Source organism: Hoeflea sp. EC-HK425 (assembly GCF_902498795.1).
In the GTDB taxonomy this organism is placed as follows: Bacteria; Pseudomonadota; Alphaproteobacteria; order Rhizobiales; family Rhizobiaceae; genus Hoeflea; species Hoeflea alexandrii.
Window position 1 is genome coordinate 1 of sequence record NZ_LR701553.1, and the last position, 15,441, is coordinate 15,441.

19 protein-coding genes and 4 pseudogenes are annotated in these 15,441 nt (G+C 57.3%); 15 read left to right on the top strand and 8 right to left on the bottom strand.

The features are described from left to right. The 4 genes and pseudogenes from SPHINGO391_RS00820 to SPHINGO391_RS00835 form a co-directional block, all read left to right on the top strand. A pseudogene (locus tag SPHINGO391_RS00820) lies at positions 1 to 106 on the top strand (IS5/IS1182 family transposase); the annotation flags it as partial. Between the two features lie 53 nt (positions 107 to 159). Beyond that, entirely contained in the window at positions 160 to 1,449 is a 1,290-nt protein-coding gene (locus SPHINGO391_RS25310; RefSeq protein WP_024271576.1) for an AAA family ATPase, read from the top strand. Beyond that, positions 1,401 to 2,348: a hypothetical protein gene (locus tag SPHINGO391_RS00830; RefSeq protein WP_024271577.1), complete on the top strand. Its 948-nt coding sequence runs from the start codon at positions 1,401 to 1,403 to the stop codon at positions 2,346 to 2,348. Before SPHINGO391_RS25310 ends, SPHINGO391_RS00830 begins: the two co-directional genes overlap by 49 nt. Further along, positions 2,345 to 3,721 carry a DUF4189 domain-containing protein gene (locus SPHINGO391_RS00835; protein ID WP_024271578.1) on the top strand — a complete coding sequence of 459 codons (1,377 nt, stop codon included), beginning with the start codon at positions 2,345 to 2,347 and terminating at the stop codon, positions 3,719 to 3,721. The genes SPHINGO391_RS00830 and SPHINGO391_RS00835 overlap by 4 nt, the downstream gene beginning before the upstream one ends. Before the next feature lie 105 nt (positions 3,722 to 3,826). Here the strand turns inward: SPHINGO391_RS00835 and SPHINGO391_RS00840 are convergent, their stop codons facing one another. Beyond that, positions 3,827 to 4,963 carry a tyrosine-type recombinase/integrase gene (locus SPHINGO391_RS00840; protein ID WP_023516351.1) on the bottom strand — a complete coding sequence of 379 codons (1,137 nt, stop codon included), beginning with the start codon at positions 4,961 to 4,963 and terminating at the stop codon, positions 3,827 to 3,829. 124 nt (positions 4,964 to 5,087) lie between these two features. On the opposite strand from SPHINGO391_RS00840, the gene SPHINGO391_RS00845 reads away from it, so the two are divergent. Then, on the top strand, positions 5,088 to 6,044 hold the full coding sequence (locus tag SPHINGO391_RS00845) for a DUF1403 family protein (protein ID WP_152007166.1): 957 nt from the start codon (positions 5,088 to 5,090) through the stop codon (positions 6,042 to 6,044). Positions 6,045 to 6,046: 2 nt separating this feature from the next. Further along, the gene (locus tag SPHINGO391_RS00850) at positions 6,047 to 6,730 is read left to right on the top strand and encodes an SMC-Scp complex subunit ScpB (RefSeq protein WP_152007167.1); all 684 of its coding nucleotides are present in this window, start codon (positions 6,047 to 6,049) and stop codon (positions 6,728 to 6,730) included. Positions 6,731 to 6,791: 61 nt separating this feature from the next. Here SPHINGO391_RS00850 and SPHINGO391_RS00855 read toward each other — a convergent pair whose 3' ends face one another. The 3 genes and pseudogenes from SPHINGO391_RS00855 to SPHINGO391_RS00865 form a co-directional block, all read right to left on the bottom strand. Then, on the bottom strand, positions 6,792 to 7,136 hold the full coding sequence (locus SPHINGO391_RS00855) for a helix-turn-helix transcriptional regulator (protein WP_152007168.1): 345 nt from the start codon (positions 7,134 to 7,136) through the stop codon (positions 6,792 to 6,794). Between the two features lie 11 nt (positions 7,137 to 7,147). Continuing rightward, entirely contained in the window at positions 7,148 to 7,399 is a 252-nt protein-coding gene (locus SPHINGO391_RS00860; protein WP_152007169.1) for a type II toxin-antitoxin system RelE/ParE family toxin, read from the bottom strand. 172 nt (positions 7,400 to 7,571) lie between these two features. Further along, positions 7,572 to 7,766 (bottom strand): annotated as a pseudogene (locus tag SPHINGO391_RS00865) (winged helix-turn-helix transcriptional regulator); the annotation flags it as partial. A 113-nt stretch (positions 7,767 to 7,879) separates the two neighbouring features. Here SPHINGO391_RS00865 and SPHINGO391_RS00870 point away from each other — a divergent pair. After that, positions 7,880 to 8,065, top strand: a pseudogene (locus SPHINGO391_RS00870) (IS3 family transposase); the annotation flags it as partial. A 166-nt stretch (positions 8,066 to 8,231) separates the two neighbouring features. On the opposite strand, the gene hisI reads toward SPHINGO391_RS00870, so the two are convergent. Continuing rightward, positions 8,232 to 8,591 (bottom strand): phosphoribosyl-AMP cyclohydrolase, encoded by a 360-nt coding sequence (gene hisI, locus SPHINGO391_RS00875; protein ID WP_343200283.1) that lies wholly within the window; start codon positions 8,589 to 8,591, stop codon positions 8,232 to 8,234. 348 nt (positions 8,592 to 8,939) lie between these two features. Here hisI and SPHINGO391_RS00880 point away from each other — a divergent pair, with 348 nt between their 5' ends. Continuing rightward, entirely contained in the window at positions 8,940 to 9,278 is a 339-nt protein-coding gene (locus SPHINGO391_RS00880) for a hypothetical protein (protein ID WP_193217142.1), read from the top strand. A gap of 424 nt (positions 9,279 to 9,702) precedes the next feature. On the opposite strand, the pseudogene SPHINGO391_RS00885 reads toward SPHINGO391_RS00880, so the two are convergent. Both SPHINGO391_RS00885 and SPHINGO391_RS00890 read right to left on the bottom strand, forming a co-directional pair. Then, a pseudogene (locus SPHINGO391_RS00885) lies at positions 9,703 to 10,185 on the bottom strand (IS6 family transposase); the annotation flags it as partial. Between the two features lie 277 nt (positions 10,186 to 10,462). After that, positions 10,463 to 11,341 (bottom strand): IS110 family transposase, encoded by an 879-nt coding sequence (locus SPHINGO391_RS00890; protein WP_280177910.1) that lies wholly within the window; start codon positions 11,339 to 11,341, stop codon positions 10,463 to 10,465. Between SPHINGO391_RS00890 and SPHINGO391_RS00895 the strand changes: the two genes are divergently transcribed. After that, positions 11,310 to 12,455, top strand: coding sequence for an alpha/beta fold hydrolase (locus tag SPHINGO391_RS00895; protein WP_193217143.1), 1,146 nt, complete (start codon positions 11,310 to 11,312; stop codon positions 12,453 to 12,455). The two genes, SPHINGO391_RS00890 and SPHINGO391_RS00895, sit on opposite strands and share 32 nt — an antisense overlap. Positions 12,456 to 12,464: 9 nt before the next feature. Then, entirely contained in the window at positions 12,465 to 13,187 is a 723-nt protein-coding gene (locus SPHINGO391_RS00900) for a hypothetical protein (protein WP_152007172.1), read from the top strand. A 6-nt stretch (positions 13,188 to 13,193) separates the two neighbouring features. On the opposite strand, the gene SPHINGO391_RS00905 is transcribed toward SPHINGO391_RS00900, so the two are convergent. Beyond that, a complete protein-coding gene (locus SPHINGO391_RS00905; RefSeq protein WP_280177911.1) occupies positions 13,194 to 13,616 on the bottom strand; it encodes a helix-turn-helix domain-containing protein in 423 nt (140 codons plus the stop codon). A 75-nt stretch (positions 13,617 to 13,691) separates the two neighbouring features. Between SPHINGO391_RS00905 and SPHINGO391_RS00910 the strand changes: the two genes are divergently transcribed. The 5 genes from SPHINGO391_RS00910 to SPHINGO391_RS00930 all read left to right on the top strand — a co-directional run bounded on the left by SPHINGO391_RS00910 (position 13,692) and on the right by SPHINGO391_RS00930 (position 15,436). Continuing rightward, complete coding sequence (locus tag SPHINGO391_RS00910; protein WP_152007173.1) at positions 13,692 to 14,099, top strand: mercuric transporter MerT family protein; 408 nt, start codon at positions 13,692 to 13,694, stop codon at positions 14,097 to 14,099. Positions 14,100 to 14,111: 12 nt separating this feature from the next. Beyond that, positions 14,112 to 14,417: a periplasmic mercury ion-binding protein gene (locus SPHINGO391_RS00915; RefSeq protein ID WP_152007174.1), complete on the top strand. Its 306-nt coding sequence runs from the start codon at positions 14,112 to 14,114 to the stop codon at positions 14,415 to 14,417. 22 nt (positions 14,418 to 14,439) lie between these two features. Continuing rightward, a complete protein-coding gene (locus SPHINGO391_RS00920; protein WP_210385730.1) occupies positions 14,440 to 14,730 on the top strand; it encodes a hypothetical protein in 291 nt (96 codons plus the stop codon). Between the two features lie 86 nt (positions 14,731 to 14,816). Further along, positions 14,817 to 15,221, top strand: coding sequence for a mercury resistance system transport protein MerF (merF, locus tag SPHINGO391_RS00925; RefSeq protein WP_152007176.1), 405 nt, complete (start codon positions 14,817 to 14,819; stop codon positions 15,219 to 15,221). A gap of 32 nt (positions 15,222 to 15,253) precedes the next feature. Beyond that, positions 15,254 to 15,436: a hypothetical protein gene (locus SPHINGO391_RS00930; protein WP_152007177.1), complete on the top strand. Its 183-nt coding sequence runs from the start codon at positions 15,254 to 15,256 to the stop codon at positions 15,434 to 15,436. Positions 15,437 to 15,441 lie beyond the last annotated feature (5 nt).

Here is a 15,441-nt window from a genome sequence, read left to right on the forward strand (position 1 = left end):
TTGCCGCAGGCTGGCCAAGGACTTCGAAAACATGTCACGCAACGCACTCGCCTTCCTCAAATTGGCATCCATTCGCCTCATGCTGAGAAGGCTCTGTTCAAACTGAATAACTTTCCGGACCGACTCTTAGATCGTAAGAATAAACCTGAAAATGGAAAAATGGAGGATCCTGCATTCATTGCAGCAGTAGCGGCAGTTCTTGAGGGAAACCCCAGTATCCAAAACTCCCTAGAAGAAAAGGTCGATGCGATCTTATCGTCTGCCGCCATTGTAGAAAAGCTCTTTGGCGAAATTGAAAGCGCGATCACACTCAACGGTCGCACCTTCATCAAGGAGCAGACGGATGCTGTGTTGAACAGTCCGGAGTTCTTAGGCGGCATTGCTGAGCGGGTGTCGGTACTATTGAAGGCCGCGATTGAGAACGGAGGAAACAAGGCGCTTGCCGACTATCTTAGCGAGGACGCAACTGTCGCGCTTTTCCGCGCCCAGCTTGAAGACAAGCTAAAGAGGCTGTTCAAAGATGAAAAAATCGAACAGGCTCTGCATCAACAAACTCTCGATTTAGCAGGGGCTAAAGCTGAGGAACTGGTTTGGAACTCGTTGCGCCAAAACATCGAGCGCGAGGAAATCCGGGAAGAGCTTCAGGCTATAGCTCAAGAGATTATTGACGCAGAAATCAAGGAGTCGTTTCCACGAATTATCAGGATTGAATTCCAGGATGGAAGGCGTTCACGGGGCACCAAACAACACCAGCAATTCGAAAGGGTGCTAACTGCCGCCCAGATAAGGGGCGCTAACTTGCTACTGGTCGGTCCGGCTGGTTCGGGGAAAACACGGATAGCGATGGAAGCAGCGCGGTTTCTGGAGCGGGACTTCTATTTCAATGGCCCGATTCAAAGTGAATATAAGCTTCTTGGGTTTCGGGATGCTTCGGGCGGCTATAACCCTACTCCGTTTTACAATGCCTACACGAAGGGTGGGGTATTCCTGTTTGACGAGATTGATGCGTCGTCTGCGCAGGCGCTCGTGGCGTTCAATACAGCTATCGCCAACGGATACTGCGATTTTCCGTCAACAGATCAACCAGTCCCGGTTCATCCCGATTTCATTTGTATGGCGGCGGCCAATACATACGGCCGCGGCGCGAACCACGTTTACGTCGGGAGAAGTCAACTCGATGCGGCAACGCTCGACCGCTTTATAGTGATCCCCGTTGATTACGATGAGGAGATGGAGCGGAACCTTGCTCAGAACGACGATTGGGTCAGCAAAATCCAGCGTTGGCGGAAAAGAGCTGAGGAGTTGAAGATCCGGCACGTAATATCGATGAGAGCTTCGATGATGGGAGCGAATCTATTGAAGCTGGATGTCCCTGAAGCTGAGGTCGAGGAGATGGTCGTATGGCGGGGATTAGATCCGAGCACGGTCTCAAAGATCAAAGCAATGTAACGCTCGTCCAGTTTCCAGAGCGCTGGCAGGAAACCCAGCACTTCAAATTCGAGAGTGCTGACGAGTTTCTGGACCTTGCGTGCACACAGTCATCGCCGTGGAGAGGAGAGCGTGTAAGTCGTAGCAACGATCCTTCGCTCGGTACGTCTACATGGGAAGAGGCGGTTGCACTTGCTAGAACGGGATGGGAAGAAGGCCGCGACCGATTAATTAGGGCATTGGACATCGCAGTGGCAAATGCAACGTCGCCCTTGACGGTCGAGGCTTACGATTACGCTGGAGCTTATCCTGACGTCCCCCGGTATCTTGGGGGCGATTTGGATTGCATGATGGATCATCTTCCAGATTTACGTCGTGTCAGACCTATCGTTAAGGTCGCGATAAACATGACCACCGAGAAGAGCGTATCCGGCGCTCACATTACGAACTGGGGTGCCGCGCTTGTCAGTTGGATCGACGAACTTGAGGACAGCGGCATTCGAGTGGAGGTCACCTGGATTTCGTGTTCGCAGCCCTTCTGGCTGACTGATGAAAATCAGCTAGCGCAGGTGAGGGGGCCAAGGATTGCATTCAGCTTTCGCCTGAAAGATGCAGATCAGCCTGTTGAAATTGATCGTCTTGCTTTTTGGCTGATGCACCCGGCTGCACAACGAAGAATCCAGTTTGCTGCTAAGGAGCAATACCCGATCGAGCAGTGGTATCGGGGTCTATATGGCATTCCGGAATGGAATGAGCAACTGATACGGGAACTGCTCGATTTCGAAGGCATGCTCTTTATGGTCGGTGAGGGCGCGAAATCGATTGATGATGGAGTCAAGATGCTTCGAGACAAAGCTTCTGCGCACATTTCAACGCTTGTTGGCGACGACGCCACCCACTTGAGGAGTGGATACCTGTGAAATTTACTGCGGACGTTGAGAACAACCCCGAAGGCACCGTTATTATCCTCCAAGGTGCAAGTCCAATCCGGGGGCTTCCTCGATTTAGTATCCGAGATTTGAATACAAACCGGTTTCTCGGTAAAGCCGGGTGGGTAAAGTCGTTATCTTATGTGCCCCTGGAAGCTCGAAGCGAGGGTGACAAGATTTACTTGTTTCTCACCCAAAAAGTCGGCGAGCACATTGCGGACGGTATGCACCTCGAAATCGCAGATGTTGGAGGTGCGTTTCGAGCGGTCGGTTACTGGCCGAGCGGTGATGACGCATTTCCTTTTGGGCCGACGAGCCCGAAAGAAGTCGTCGCAGCACCGGTTGCGACGTTACCAACAACCTTTTCCAGTCACGAACGGGCATTGGAAGAACCTTCTCCTGTCACCGTGGCCACTCAATCGCGAGCTTCTCGATACGGCGGGTGGAAGGTTCTTGTTTTTCTGGCGTGCGGTATTGGGATTGGATTTGGTGCCTCGCACCTAGGGCTGCCTACTGCCGAAGCGGATTTGGTAACAATTGCCAGGGGTACTCGTGATATTGCTCCACCGTCTGATGCAGAGCGTGAGCAGCTTGCGGTGCGTCTCGCCGAGCAGGAACAGCTCATTGCGCGCCTCCGTGTCGAAAACGATACCCTTAAGACCCAACCCAACAGCCGCGAGACGGCCTCATATCGGCAGGATTTGGCCGTTGCACGGCGTGAGATAGCTGACCTCGCCAGTAAGAACTTCGACTTAAATGAGCGATTAAGAAAAGTTGACGAGCCTAGTGGTGGCCAAACGGACAATCGAGAGATGGGGTCCCTCCGTCAAGATTTAGCCACGGCACGACGCGATCTTGTAAGCCTCACTGATAGGAACAGTGAACTGAACGAGCAACTCCGTACACAGACTCAGACAATTGCTGAGTTTGCGGTAGGACAGCGGGACCGCGATAATCAAATTAAGGAGTTGCAGCAACGTCTGGGACTCGCCAGCCTCGCAGGTGAGGAGAACGATTACGATGTCACCCGGTCTACGTCTGCGGTGTCTCGCTTCGGTGCCATTGCCGCAAGTGGCAATGGCACGGTTATCTTGACGGAAATTGACTTTGCGTCACCACGCGACGCATCTTTGGATGCCATTACAGCCTGCCGCAATTTCGGTGGCGGCTTTAACTGCAACGTACGGCAGACGTTTGAGGATACCTGCGTCGCCATTGCTCGAGTAAAACCTACGAACAAGGGTTCCCGATGGTCCGCAGAAGATGGGACATCCGAGAGTGATGCGGGCAAACGGGCGAAATCTCGTTGTGAACGCGAGCACGGGAAGGAGTGCCAAGTTACTCGCGCTGCTTGCCCTTCTTGATGAATTGAGACCATTCAGCCAAGATTAATTCTCGCCGAATGGGCCGGGGTGAAAAGTCCCTTGCTGCGGAGTTCCTTGAACTATGCATCCAGTATGTGAATTTGCCTATAGTCCAGCCGCCTTGGTGAGGTTGATGCGGAAGCGATCACGCCGGCGCTGATAGCGTCGGGTCATCTCGGCCGAGGCGTGGCCGAGCTGCTTTTGCACATGGCGCTCGTCGACCTCCGCAGAGGAGGCGAGGCCCGCACGCAGCGAATGGCCGGCAAAGAGCTGTCCGCGCTCCGCCTCGGAAAGATCACCCCGCATGCCGGCGGCGAGCGCCGTCTTCTTGACGAGGCGCGCGACCTCCTGGTCGTTCAGCCGGTCCGGCCCGACGTCCTTTCCCTTGCCGGTCACACGACGGAAGAGGGGGCCTTTGGCGAGCTTGGCGAACTTGATCCAGCTTTCGAGCGCGGCGACAGGGCAGGTGGCATCGGAGGAACCACGACCGATCTCGACCTCGCGCCAGCCCGTTTTGCCGCGCAGGGTCAAGAGCGCGCCCTTGTCGAAAATCTCGACCCAGCCGCGCCCGTCTTCCGTCTGGTCACGGCCAAGGTCGAGACCGGTGATTTCCGAGCGGCGCAGCCCGCCGGCAAAGCCGACGAGCAGCATGGCCCGGTCGCGGATGCCGCGCAGCGAACCACGATCGAGCGTTTCCAGCATGGCGATCAGGTCCTCCGGCAAAAGGGCTTCTTTCTGCCGGGGCGGAGCTGCATGCCGGTTGCGGATGCCTGCCATCACGGTGGCGATCGCCCGATCCTTGCGGTCCAGCGGCATGCCGCGCTGCGAACAATTCCAGCCGATGGCGGCGAGGCGCCGCTCGATGGTCGAGACGCTGTTCGGCTTTGCGCCGCGTGTCGCCGTGCCAGTGGCACTGCCGAAGGCGGTGCCACTGGCACAGGCGGTGATGTAGAGCCCGACGATTTCTGGATCTGGGGGGAGGGGAGAGAGGTTCTGCCGCCGGCACCAAGCGGCAAAGTGCTTCCAGTCGGAGGCGTAGGCTTTTCGCGTGTTGGCGGAGCTGGCGGCATCAACGTAGCCGCGGGCACGCTCGGTGAGGTCCTGCAGCTGTGCCGGCAGGGGAGGGGGCGTTGAGGCCGCGGCGACGGCGGTGGAAATGCCGTCGGCGGCTGGCGTGCCGTGCAGCGGTGCAGAGCTCTCCGGAGCATGAAAATCGCTGTTTTCGTCGATTATTTGCGTCATTCCTCTATAATGAGCAAAACGAACGATAATGCAAACTTATCATTCATAGAAATGTGAAGACATGCTGTGCGGATAGGTGTAATTTAGGTAGCCTAAACCGCACAATCGATGTAGCGTCTTCCGCATGGATTCGCTGCCGGCCGCCCCTTCTTCATTGCCCTTTCGCTTGTCTGGTCTGCCCACCTGGGCGCGTCCGAATGGTCGTGATGTGACCGAGGCAGACGCGGCCTTCGCCGCCGGCATCGCCCTGAAATCGCTGGATGATCTGGTTCGTTCAGATCCGGCCTGGGCCGGTTGCTGGCGCTCGCGTCAGGCGCTCAAATGCGCCGCCGCCGCCGTCCGGCTGATGGGCCGCAACGAGGACGAACACGCTTTGCGTGACGCGGTTTTGCTGGCGGCGGCCGGCGACGACTCTGGCCCGGCCGGAAAGGTGGTTTTGGCCTACAAAAGGATTTCGTCCCGAAAACCTGGATTTTCCCCAAAACACGTTGGCGAGCTTGCCGAACTTTTGGGTCTCGCCTGGGATGAGACGTTTGCGGTCACTGTCGGGACAGCGGATGACAACGCGGTCCACTCGGGCCTGTCGCCACCCTTCACCGCGGCGGAGCTGGTGACAACACTCTGTGCCGCCCGTCCGGATGCCGAGCCCCTCGCCTGGGCGCTGGCCGATGGTCTCATCGCCAAACAACTCAAATGGCCGTTTCCTGTCCCGCTGCTGATGGGTGAACGGTATGGCCCAGCTTTTCGCACGATTGGGGGGAGGGGGCGTGTTCGCCCCGACGAACCCGCATTCGCGGGGGCGATGTGTTTGGCTTTGGTTGAGGGCACAGCGGGTGCCCTGCGTTCAGCCGGCGAGATTGCCCGCCGAGCCGATCAGCTTGTTGCTGCGGCACCGAAAGTTCGCACCAAGGGAGCCGAGCCCGTGTTCCAGACATTGCTTGATGAGGATGCGATTGCGGCTTCCGCACCCGGCAGTGGTCTGTCGCGTTGGGCCAGTTCCCGACTGTTCGAACGGCTGGAGGGTTTTGACGCCGTGCGCGAGCTGTCCGGCCGGTCGTCCTTCCGGATCTATGGATTGTGACCATGACCGGAGCCCCGGCTGCAAGACCATCCCGAAAGAAGACGAACCCTACAGCCGATCGGCTGTTTGATCGGGAGCTGGAGGATTTGCCGCAGGACTTGCGGTGGCGGGAATGGATGCTGCGGGTTGAGGCGGTGATCTTTGCCTCGGCCGAGCCGGTGACGCGTGAAACCCTGGCGCGCGTCGTGGGCAGGGATTGCAGCATTGATCTGCTCATTGATGATCTGCGCGAGGAACTTCGATCCAGGCCCTATGAGCTGGTTTCGGTCGCAGGTGGTTGGCAGCACCGAAGCCGTACGGCTTACGCGGACGCAATCCGGGCATCGCAGGCACCGACAAGGGGCGGGGCCGCGGCTCTGTCCGAGTTCGAGGCGATTGTGCTGATGGCGATTGCGTATTCCCAGCCACTAACCCGCAGTGAGCTGTCGAAGATTTTTGGCAGGGAGGTCAGCCGTGACGTGATCGGGTCCCTGCGCGGCGCGGGATTTATTGCGACGGGGCCGCGCAGCCCGACGCCGGGAGCGCCCTATACCTATGTTACCTCAAAACACTTCCTTTCGGCCTTCGGCATGGAGACCTTGCGCGATTTGCCCGACATCGAGGCGCTAGAGGATTCGGGGTTGCTGGATGCCCGTATACCCCTGGGCAATGGTTTTGCGGAAGAAAGTCCTGAAAAAGACGAGTAGGACGAGCCACGGCTTTCGGAAACGATGTGTAGCGGATCCTACCCTGGCAAGAGGCCAGAAGTCAGTTTGCCAGATCGTCGAGTGTGACCCCGAGAGCATCTGCCAAAGCGCGCAGGGTAGCGATCGACCCCTGCTTGCGACCGGTCTCGATCTCGGCAATGGAGACGCGGTTCACACCGGCCTTATCCGCCAGGGCAGCCTGGGTCAGGCCGCGCAGATCGCGATAGACGCGCAGTGGGCTTTCGCCATTCATCAGGCGGTTTGCAAAACCTTCCGGGATCAATTCGTCCTCGCCCGCTGCCAGCGCCGCTTTGGCGCGATCATAGGCTTGAAGGTCGGCCAGATCTTCGGCTGCCGCCTGAAGGCGGTCATATTCTTCGCGGGGGATCGTCACCATCTCGTTCATGTCATACCCTTTCAATCATAAATGCCGCCACGGGGGCCTATATCCAGGATGGCCAGGACATTGTCTTGTTCATCCATGATCACCCGCCAATCGCCCACGCGCAGTCGGATCCCATCTCGCCCCTTCAAGGACTTCACATTGTTGGCCTGCGAGGCGGGGTCTTGAGCATAGGCTTCGATCTTGGACCGGATCAGTCTAGCCTTGTTCACTGGCATCCGGCGCAAGACCCGGATTGCCATCTTCGTATAACTGATCTGTCTCACGTTGTAGCTATGGGCGACATCATGAAGAAAGTCAAGAGATGTGTCGCCAAGAGCTACATGTTCGCAGCAAAATCGACTGCGCAAATGGATTGCGGGGCATCACCAAGCTAGCGGACTCGGGTCAAGAGGGGGCCGTCGCAGGCGCGCAAACTTCCTTCCCGGCTTCCGTCTTCAGCCAGCCCGCCAACTTCTCAGAATATGGATCCAGCTTGCTTGGACGTTCTGGCGTCGCGAACTTTAGCTCGATCGTGTTCGCTGCCAGATGCTTGGTCACCGTATTGCGCGACAGTCCCGTGCGTCGCGAGATCTCACGGATCGACAGCTTCTCCCGCAAATGCATGCGCCGAATGATGTTTAAAAGTCCCATGTGGATCACTCCGTTGCCCCCGACGCTCACAGCTCTGGGGGGAAGGTTCACATGGCTCAAATCTCAATGGAAATTATCCGCCCACCCGGCTCAGTTCTGAGCGGAATTCAACACTCGAAGCCCAAATCGCGGCTTTCGTCGTGCATTACAACCATCGCCGATACCACGAGAACCTCGACAATCTCACCCCGGCTGACGTCTACTTCGGGCGCGGCCAGACCATCTTGCTCCAACGCGAAAGGATCAAACGAAACACCATCAAGCAGCGCCGCTTGAAGCACAATGCAAAAGCGGCTTAAATCGAACCGCAAACCGAGCCGGAAACTCCACTCTTCCAACGCACGAAAAGTCTCAAATCATTCGACGACGGACACCCGGCCTGCACGGCCATGGATGGAGCCGTGACACGGGTAGAACCAGCCGCCGTAAGGACCGCGCGCATCTCAATCCAGCGCACTAGCCGCGTCACATCTCAATGCCCCGCAGCCGCGCACCCTCCGGTCTAACTATGATACTGCGGTAGAAGCAGGTGATCCTGCCGGTGTGGCAGCATCCGCCATCGCCGGCTACCCGAACCTTGAGCCAGACCGCGTCCTGGTCGCAGTCCATGCGCAGTTCCTCGACTTTCTGGACCTGGCCACTGGTGGCGCCCTTGTGCCACAGAGACTGGCGGGACCGGCTCCAATACCAGGCCTCACCGGTTTCGATCGTCTTTTTGAGAGCCGTTGCATTCATCCAGGCAAGCATTAGTACGGTGCCGTCCGATATGTCCGTGGCGACGGCGGGGATAAGGCCGTTCGCATCGAACCGTGGCATCAAAGACATTCCTTCCTCCAAGCGCTGCCGGGATTCAAGCAAGAGGTCAATGCACTCGCCATTATCTTTCATGACCTTCAGAGCAGGTCTCCGCGTGCTTGGTATAATATGTTCGGCCATATCGTGGTGACCCTTTTCTGATGTTGTCTTGACCCTGTAGCCTCTACCGGCGGTATCGTTTGCGCTGGTAAATCCAATCTGGCGGCATCAAATGTGACCCTCTGCGCGACGACATTCCCCCGAATTCGATTTGGAAAACGTTTCTGGCTGATCTACTTGGTGTCTTCCGCCGTCTTCCATTTGTTTTGGGAGTTCGCTCATTCGCCGCTTTACACGCTTTGGCGCTCAGGATCGCCTGTGCAGATCGTCTCGGACGTCGCTCAATGCACCTTGGGCGACATCGCCATCGCAGCCGCAGCCATTTTTGCAGGATGGTGGCTCTTACGAAGGTCCTTCTGGCCGCCCACCGCCCGTTTCGCCTTCGCGGTCACGACGGTTGCGACCGGATTTCTCCTGACTGTGGTGATCGAATGGGCTTCCATTCATCTGTTGGCGCGCTGGAGCTACGACGCAAGAATGCCGGTACTGCCATATGTTCATGTTGGGATTTCTCCGGTGCTGCAGTGGCTGATCGTTCCAAGCGTGTCCCTTTGGCTGGCGTTTCGCGCGGAGCGGTCGGGCAGCAAGCCGACGTAGGCGGCCAATTCTTGACACCTTCACTGGTCTCGTCCTCAAGCCGGTTTGCGGCGTGGTTCGAGGCTTCGGTTGTCCGGGGTCCTCCACCCCTTCGACGCAGAAATCTGTTCACGGCAACTCCGGCGACCATCGCCGGGCCCACGGCCAGAAAAATGTTCGCTCCGCCGAGCCACCCGATCAAGCCGCCCAAGCCCGCGAAAAGGAAGACCGGGCTAGCGCAGCACAGGATGACAAGCGGGAGCACTGTATGTGCCGTTGTGATGCCGACAACCGGTTTGTCGCTCATTGAAGCCTCCTGAAGCCATTTTCTGAAGCCATTTTCTGAAGCCATTTTGATTGAAGCATACACCTTGTAGCCGCTACAGGCTCAAGGGGCATTGCCAAGTTGCTGAAGCGAGATTTTGAAAGCGCGTTATCGCGACGATTATGATGTCATTTCGGCGGTATAGTCAGCCCAGAGACAGAATGCATCTGCCCTGGCATGACGATATGATGTGGCGGAGAGGCGGTAACGGCGAGAGCGGAAGATATTGTAGATCTGGTCATGTGCTGCGAGGAAGCGCTGCGCTTGCCGTGGCGACTTGAACCGTCCCATGGTCTTCTCTCGTCGTCGCGTCGGCCTGAGACTCCCTTCGATGCGATTGTTGAGCCCTTTGTGAGCACGGTGATCGGCGTCCGGTGCTTGATGCGAGATCGGCTTAATGTAGCTGCGCAGCTTGTCTGTGATGGCGACCCGGGGCTGGCCAAATTGAGTGATCAGCCTTGCCATGAAGCGCTTGGCGGCCTTGGCATTGCGGCGGCCCTGGACAAGGATGTCGAGCACGTCGCCGTTAGCATCTACTGCGCGCCACAGCCAATGCTTTATGCCGTTGATCGTGATCACAACCTCATCAAGATGCCATATGTGGACGGCCCCCTCCTTGCAAGAATTCTTTGATAATTTGATCGGATCGCTTGCGTTCATATGTCCGGCCTGTTGGTGCGTTCACACATGAACGCTGGCCAAGATGGGTTCCGCGACGTGGGTTCCAAACACTTGTTCGGCCTCGTTGGGCCATTGGCACCTGCGGAGTGGACCACGTCTCGGATCGATCGATCACACCATCTACTCGTTTCATGCAAGTTCACGCATCAACTCAGCACGGTAGCGTCTGTATCCTGCTCACCGTGATAGGCTGATCTCGTCACGCCGCGCATGCCAGAGCCGGTTGCGCAGCATTGCCCTTGTAACCCTCGCCGGATACCATCATTTTCCACGCGATTCTGGCAATCTTGTTGGCCAACGCGACAGCCGCAAGTTTTGGCGGCTTACGCTTGAGCAACTCGATGAGCCATAGCGAAGCGTTCCTGCCTCTTCCCGCTCTTACCTGTCGGAGCAACGAGGTCGCCCCTACTACCAATGTCTTGCGCAATGCCTCATCGCCGGCCCGCGTAATAACACCGAGCCTGACTTTGCCCGCAGTCGAATGATCCTTGGGCGTCAGGCCCATCCAGGCGGCAAACTGCCTTCCTGATGTGAACTGTTCCGGTGCCGGCGCTTTCATCACCAGCAAGACCGCGCTGATCGGCCCAACACCAGGGATCTTTGCAAGACGGCGACAACATTCATTGTCGCGATACCAAGCCATCAGCTTTGCCTCCACCTCTTTCAGGCGCTCACCCAACTGCGCAAATTCCTCAGCTAGTGATGCGAACAGATCACGCGCCAAAGCCGGGATATTGTCATCAATCATCATGCGTTCCAGAAGGAACGGAATATGAGACATGCCCTTGGCCGCGGTCAGCCCGAACTCAGCTGCATAGCCACGAATCGTATTGGCAAGCTGCGTCTGTGCGGCGACAGCACGCTCACGCAGGCCCACCAGCATCAGCGCGGCTTGCTGATCCGCACTCTTCACCGGAACGAACCGCATCGTCGGGCGGCTCATCGCCTCGCATAGCGCTTCAGCATCGGCTGCATCATTCTTGCCGCGCTTGACGTACGGCTTCACCAGTTGTGGCGCGATCAACTTGGCAATGCCGGGTAAGGGCTTGATCAGCGCGACCGGATATACGCTGCGCAAACCGGCCCCCGAAGAGAATCCCTTGACTCTGTATTCACTACAGGCCGTAGAGCTGCCATTGAGATATTCGGAACTGATCAAATCTGGCAAAGCTTTGACGCAACAATATGAAACAACCAACCGCAATCATCGGCGAACTCTTTGGTCCGTATGCCGCAGCTCTGTCGTGTCTGTTATGATAGCCTCGGCGACAGCAGCGTCTGCGCAGCAGGGTACCGAGCAAAACGCGCCCCAAGCGCTCCTGACTTCGACGGAGGTGTCGCTGTCGATTGGAGCCGACGTTCTTGAGACGCTGCCTTTGCTCAACAACGATGCTTTGGCCCGTGTGAGAATCCGGGAAATAACATACGATAGCGGCGGGCTGCCAGTGGCCGGTTTTCTTTTTGAACCGACGGCTCCTGGTCCGCATCCGGCCATTATCTACAATCGCGGCGGGTACGGTACATTCGGCATGCTCGCCCCTAATCTAGATTTTCTGCAACTTGTTGATTTGGCGGCGGAAGGGATTGTTGTGGTGGCGAGCCAATACCGGGGAACCGCAGGAGCCCCTGGGCACGATGGGTTTGGAGGGGAAGATGTCGGAGATGTGCTTTCTTTGATTGATGTGTTGGATCGATTAGAGTCGGTCGATGCAGAACGTATCGGGATGATGGGCCATAGCCGCGGCGGCTTGATGACATATCTTACCCTGACAAGAACAAATCGGATCCGCGCGGCCGTCGTGATGGCCGGACCCACCGATCTTCGGGCTGGGTTGGAGGCTCGGCCGGAGATGATGCGGGTCTATGCGGAAGCTATTGACCGGCAAGGTGCGGAGCTTGAGATTGAACTCGATGCTCGCTCGGCACTCAATCTCGTCGATAAATTTCCGCAGACTACTCCGCTTCTAATCTTGCACGGCACTGCAGACTGGCGGGTGCCTCCTTCGGACTCCATAAGGCTATCAGAAACTCTATTGGACCGCCGCGTGCCCTTCCGGCTCGTTATGCTTGAAGGCGGTGATCACAGCATGTCCGAATTCGAGCTTGAAGTTCAGATCATGGTCCGAGACTGGTTCGATCGCTACCTCAGCGCTGATGCGAGGTTACCCAACCTCGCGCCGCATGGGCCGTAGGTGGCTGCGATGATGAACGAGACTTTCAAGTCGGATACCAAGAGCCAAGGGCAAGAATCTGCAGAGAAGTATTTGCCCAAGTCGACGTCACGGCTTACTTATTTGCCGCACTGGTCTATATTGATTGCTGCAGTCTTGCTACTCAATTTCCTGCTTGGAAAGGGTTTTACCGAACTTATCGAAGGACAGCTTGATGCCGGATTGTCATCAGGGGTCTGGGTCGGCGTTGCAGCCCTCGTCGTCTATGCCTTGCTACTGGCAATTCCATTTGTCCCCGGTGTGGAAATCGGGATCGCACTCCTCATCATGCAAGGAACGGTGATCGCGCCCTTCGTGCATGCTGCGACTGTAGCGGGATTGTTGATTTCCTTCGCTATGGGTTGGGCCTTCGCAGCAACATTGCCGTGCAAGTTTTTGGACACAATGGGGCTTCGTCGCGCTTGCGCCTTTGTAGACGCGATGAAGGTGATGAGCCGTCCAGAGAGGCTAGAGTACCTCAATGTGGCTGCGCCGCGCTGGATTGGTCGATGGATATTGCGATATCGCTATGTGCTGCTGGCCGTGTTGATCAACCTGCCCGGCAATAGCTTATTTGGTGGCGGCGGTGGCATATTGCTGGTTGCAGGGCTGAGCCGGTTGTTCACACTGCCCTCTATCTTGGTTACTGTGATCCTAGCGACGGCGCCGGTGCCACTGGCCGTCTGGTTGATTGGCACGGATTTCCTGAAGTGACTCCTCTTACGCCACCTCCGTCAGCGCATCGATGACGGGGCATTCGGGCACATCGTCTCCGGTGCATTGCGCCACAGTGGAAGACAGGACGTGCTCGATGCGCTTGAGATCGGCAATCTTGGCGCGGACAGAGGCGAGATGAGTGTTAGCGAGACCCTGCACCTCGCCGCAGGTCTGGGCCCCACCATCGACCAAGGCGAGAAGATCGCGCACCTCTTCGAGCGTGAACCCCAATTCGCGCGACCGCATGATGAAGCGCAGGCGTCCGACATGGCGCTCATCGTATGCGCGGTAGTTTTTGCTGGTACGCGGCGGCTCCGGCATGACGCCGATATTCTCGTAGTAGCGGATCGTCTCAAGATTGCATCCGGTCATACGGGACAGATCCGAACGGCGAATGACCTTCACCGGTTTGTGATGAGTTTTCACGTAAGACCCCCTTGAGCCTGTATCAGCTACAGACACTAGGTTGAAGTCATCAATTAGGCAAGGACGATTCGAAACATGACTGAAACCACATCCGCAGTCCGCCAGACGGCATTCGACGAAACACCGGGTGCCGACAAAAAGGCATGGGCGACGACCGGGCTGGGACTGCTCGGCGCGCTGGCCATGACCTCGTGCTGCATCCTGCCGCTGGTGCTGGTGAGCTTCGGGGTCGGCGGCGTGTTCATCGCCCAACTGGGCGCACTCTACCAGTACAAGTGGATCACCTTCGCGCTGAGCGCCGCGTTCATCGGCTACGGCTTTTACAAGGCCTACCGCCCGATACCGGCTGAATCATGTTCCGATGGAACCTGTGCGCGTCCCATGAACCGAACATTCATGCGATCCATTCTTTGGATTGCATCCGCCATCGTCGCCGTCGCGATGATCTTTCCCTATCTCACCCCATACCTCCTATCCTACTGAAAGGCCGAACCCATGAAAACAATCCAACTCGCCATCGCGGCCCTGGGAATTCTCGCGGCGGTTCCCGCCAGCGCCGACGAACAACGCATCAATGTCGGCGTCGGCGAACTGACCTGCCCGTCCTGTTCCTTCACAGTGGCGGCGGCCATGCGGGGCGTGCCTTCGGTGCAGATCATCGACTTTCAGGAAGGTCGCGCCTGGGGCGACGGCATCTATGTGGTCGCGTATGACGACCAAGTGGCCAATCCCGACATGATCATCGACGCTGTTCTGGCCAACGGCTACCCGGCCGAAGTGCTTCAGTCAGGCGACTCCTGAGGATTGAAGGAGGGCGCTGGCCATGGATGACAAACACATGGGGGGTCTTCTGGCCTTCATCATCGCCGCTCCGATCATGGTGATCTGTTGCGGTGGTGGCGGCGTCATCCTTGCCGCCATTCTCGGCGGGATAGGCGGGTGGCTGACCGGGCTCGGCGGCATTGCCACGGTGATCGCGGCCTTCGGTGCAGTGCTGCTGGTTCGGGAGATCCGGCGGCACCGCTCCGCAAAGGCCGATGGCGCGCAGGACGACACCTGCTGCCTCCCCAACACCAAGGTCGCGCCCGGCTCCACCGATATCGGACACCCGTAGGCTCTCGGCCTCGTTGCGGTATTCACAATCAGGCAATTGGTCCTTCGCCGGTCCTGTTGCTCAACTGAATTAGAAGCGGAACCTTCATGACTGCAGACGAAACCAAAAATAAAAGGCTAATGAAACGAGGGCTAATAGGCAGCGGCATCGCTGCGATTTGTTGTTTTACGCCTTTCTTGGTCGTCATTGTCGCTGGTGTGGGACTTTCTGCCTTTGTCGGTTGGCTTGATTACGCCCTCTTCCCAATGCTTTTCGCGTCACTAAGCGTGATCGCGTATGCTCTCTGGCTGGAGGCTGGAAAACCCGGACATAGCCCAAAACCTCTTCTCATTGTTCTGGCAGTGGCGCTTTCAGCGCTGCTCTTTTGGCTGGAGTTTCGTTTTGCTTTGCGGATCTCGGTCGCCGCCGCTTTGGCCGTGGCTGGATATGCAATCTGGCTCCGAAAATCTGGCCAGGCTACAACGGAACTTTCGGACATCGATCCGCGGTGAATCCCGCATCAATTGAGTCAAAGGACTGACATATGATGAATTCTGCAAATGAAATGATGCCAATGGCACCGCAGATGATGGGGTGCTGCGCATTCGGATTTTTTGGCTTGTTCGCCGGTCTCATCTCCATGGCAACGCCCCTGATCGCGGTTGCCGCGATTGTATACCTGCTTGCAAAACGCCCGCAGGCCGCCGTCCGCCCGAATGAAACCTAAGACTA

Excerpts from the sequence above, each read along its gene's own strand:
- SPHINGO391_RS00850 (WP_152007167.1), top strand. The coding sequence starts at position 6,047 with ATGACCGGAGCCCCGGCTGCAAGACCATCCCGAAAGAAGACGAACCCT.
- SPHINGO391_RS00845 (WP_152007166.1), top strand. The coding sequence starts at position 5,088 with ATGGATTCGCTGCCGGCCGCCCCTTCTTCATTGCCCTTTCGCTTGTCT.
- SPHINGO391_RS00830 (WP_024271577.1), top strand. The coding sequence starts at position 1,401 with ATGGCGGGGATTAGATCCGAGCACGGTCTCAAAGATCAAAGCAATGTA.
- merF (WP_152007176.1), top strand. The coding sequence starts at position 14,817 with ATGACTGCAGACGAAACCAAAAATAAAAGGCTAATGAAACGAGGGCTA.
- SPHINGO391_RS00900 (WP_152007172.1), top strand. The coding sequence starts at position 12,465 with ATGATGAACGAGACTTTCAAGTCGGATACCAAGAGCCAAGGGCAAGAA.
- SPHINGO391_RS25310 (WP_024271576.1), top strand. The coding sequence starts at position 160 with ATGGAGGATCCTGCATTCATTGCAGCAGTAGCGGCAGTTCTTGAGGGA.
- hisI (WP_343200283.1), bottom strand. The coding sequence starts at position 8,591 with ATGTCTTTGATGCCACGGTTCGATGCGAACGGCCTTATCCCCGCCGTC.
- SPHINGO391_RS00915 (WP_152007174.1), top strand. The coding sequence starts at position 14,112 with ATGAAAACAATCCAACTCGCCATCGCGGCCCTGGGAATTCTCGCGGCG.
- SPHINGO391_RS00930 (WP_152007177.1), top strand. The coding sequence starts at position 15,254 with ATGATGAATTCTGCAAATGAAATGATGCCAATGGCACCGCAGATGATG.
- SPHINGO391_RS00855 (WP_152007168.1), bottom strand. The coding sequence starts at position 7,136 with ATGAACGAGATGGTGACGATCCCCCGCGAAGAATATGACCGCCTTCAG.
- SPHINGO391_RS00840 (WP_023516351.1), bottom strand. The coding sequence starts at position 4,963 with ATGACGCAAATAATCGACGAAAACAGCGATTTTCATGCTCCGGAGAGC.
- SPHINGO391_RS00920 (WP_210385730.1), top strand. The coding sequence starts at position 14,440 with ATGGATGACAAACACATGGGGGGTCTTCTGGCCTTCATCATCGCCGCT.
- SPHINGO391_RS00910 (WP_152007173.1), top strand. The coding sequence starts at position 13,692 with ATGACTGAAACCACATCCGCAGTCCGCCAGACGGCATTCGACGAAACA.